Annotated in this window: 1 protein-coding gene; it reads right to left on the bottom strand. The window is 45.4% G+C overall.

Annotated elements, in window-relative coordinates; translation table 11 throughout:
* Positions 1–87 precede the first annotated feature (87 nt).
* Positions 88–2,526 (bottom strand): DEAD/DEAH box helicase family protein, encoded by a 2,439-nt coding sequence (locus tag L2082_RS19010; protein WP_446012178.1) that lies wholly within the window; start codon positions 2,524–2,526, stop codon positions 88–90.
* Positions 2,527–2,696 lie beyond the last annotated feature (170 nt).

Genomic DNA, 2,696 nt, shown 5'->3' with positions numbered 1-2,696 from the left:
CAAGTAACTTAAGAAGATCATGGCAATTTTCTCCTGATAAAGTAATTCTAGAGAAAATATGATCATTTTATTCTGCTTTTCAAGTGGTTATTGTTGATTTTGTATCAAGAAGGTGTCGTTTTTGAGTTTATCAGCAAGGAGCTTTTGGATACCTGTTTTATCAATATTCAGATTGTACCAACTTCTCTCACGCTTGAACTGCTCCAGCTCGAAATACAACTCATCCATGTTCAGTAGCGAGATATGCCTGTCAGTCAATTTGACATCATCTTTCCGAGTAGCCTCAGCGGTCTTCTTTGAGTGGATGGATTGAATACGCGGATACCAGTCAGACACAACCGGGTGCAGCTGAAGATACTCTGTTAGCTGACCCAAGTTGGGGACGGGAGCATCCTTCTTAAAGTTATATTCTTTTCCGTCCTCCGCTTTCCGTTTTGGTCGAATAATCTGCAACTTCTTGCCAAAGTCATAGGTGACATTCAGCGGTATGGTGAATACGCGTCGTCGCTCATTACCGGGTAAGCCTTCATCAGCAAGGAATTGACGGAATTTATCCATAAAATCGGCTTCCACACCGAAGACATTCAGCGTTTCAAGCTCTTCAATGTATTGAGGAATGGACGGTGCGTAGCTGTGCCCGCTTCGCTTGAGGCTCCAGCCGTATCCTTTCAGTCGCACGCCACGTCCAAAGAGCTGAATAATCTGCGCACCTTCGCTTTTACCAACGTGCATCAAACCAAGGGTGCTGACTCGCCAGCAGTCCCAGCCTTCAACAAATTTCTTTGAGCCGATAAGCAGGTTAACCGGAGACGTGGAATCCTTAACAGCATCAAAGGTAGCTTCCGAAAAATCGCTATCTTCAACAGACAGAGATAAACCATCCTGCCTGGCCACACCTTCAATGTGATCCGCAAGTGCTTTGGCCTCGCCAACGTTAATCAGCCCAAAAGGCGTTTCTGACGTACCGACCCGCAGAGCAATCTCCCCGGATTCTCCCTTCACTCGATCAAGGGTCAGATGTCCGCCGGTGTTTGTGTTGAAGAGTTTTTTCAGGATATTTTTATAGAGATCATCATAGGAAAGCCCTGCATTCATTGTTTTGGCCAGCCATGTAAATGAGCTTTCAAAAATATCTACGCCGTTACTGTCCAGCAGGCCGGTATCCTGTCCGTTACCAGTCAGGATTTCCTCCATACGCTTACAGGCCTTATCTTTGTTCGAGAGGAAATCAGCTATAAATGCGATGATCTGGGCCACATCGGTTGCGATAATCTGTTCGTCCTTCCCGAGCTTGCCACCGGTTACGGTGCTCCCAACGAAAACCCATAAAGGCTTCTCAATATTAAAAGGATGCAATACCTGGGCTTTATCCTCATAGATATCAAGCTGCTGATAGAACTTAAGCAGACATGCTGTCAAGTAGACGGCTTTTGTCTCATCAAATGATTTTGGTAAATTGAGGATCTGGTAGTCTTTACCAAAACCATCCTCATAAAACCAACGATATGAATAGTCGAAAACAACCGTTTTTGCATAGTCGTCTTCGTGTCCCGTACCGGAAACAGCCTGATCAAAGGTTGCTGAGTATTCAAAGGTAAAGCCTTTTTCACACAGTATGGCACGGTTTTTAAACCATGCATTTTCATCAGCCTTGGCATTTTTCCCTGAAAGGCCACGATGCCCTTCGTCAACAAGCAGCAGATTCTGATCGCCAAGACTGCGTGTTGCAATCGTGTTCGGACCTTCCTTATCTCCCAGCTTGGTAATTTCCAGAACATCCACTCTGGAAAGCCCCTGCGCCAGCGTAAACAGCCTGTAGCCTTGCTTTGCAAAATGGGATGCGCCAATGTTACTCTCGGAAAACTCGGCAATATGTTGTTCGCTCAACCGCTCATTGGGTGAAATCAGGATACATCGGGAAAGGTCTTGCTCTTTGCCATATTTTTTCGAGTAGTGCTGATACTGCAAAAGGTTAACATGCATCAGCAGCGTTTTGCCCGAACCGGTGGCATTCTGCAAAGAGAGCTTGTTCAGCTCGTCTTCGTTGAAATAATCCATATCAGCATATTCCGGCCAACGGCTATTAAAGCGGTCAACATACTCGTTCAACGCTACGAGCAAAGATTCCCGGTCACTGAAATAACGGTCGAGATAGATTTCAACAAACAGAAGGGAAAGCCACTGATAATACTTCCAGACCACCGGGCGATGACGCTTGGCATTTATCGCTTGGGTGTGGTGGACAATATTTTCCTCATAAGCGAGCAGTTGCGTCTTGCTCAGTTCCGTTACATCATCCCAAAACAGATTGCTATTAACCAATGCATGGTAAAAGTTATGCAGATTGTCCTTGTCCAAGCCTTCCAGCCTGGGATCACGAACAGGCTCAGCCAGTTTGTGAAATGGACGCTTCTTTACGCCTTCCCGGAGGGGATCAATACCAAACAGGCTCATCAGCCATTGATTCAGGAGAAGCTTATCCCTGAATTTATGCTGTTTTGGCCCCTTGGATTTTCGTTTAGCCATTAGGAAAGCCCTCCGTTTTTAACCACGGAATGCACCGAAGACACAGCAATTCAGAGCCTAAACTTTTTTCAATATGAGAATAGCGCAATGAGAAATTTTGGGCGCAACTATCCCGCCTCTTCAATTTAGACATGTTTGAAAAGTTAGGTTACCCTCTGGTTGTTTGTTTT

The organism is Candidatus Electrothrix sp., assembly GCF_052785085.1.
This window is presented reverse-complemented; position numbering and strand designations above follow the sequence as displayed.

Bases quoted from the DNA above. Each gene is read 5' to 3' on its own strand.
- L2082_RS19010 (WP_446012178.1), bottom strand. From the start codon at position 2,526: ATGGCTAAACGAAAATCCAAGGGGCCAAAACAGCATAAATTCAGGGAT.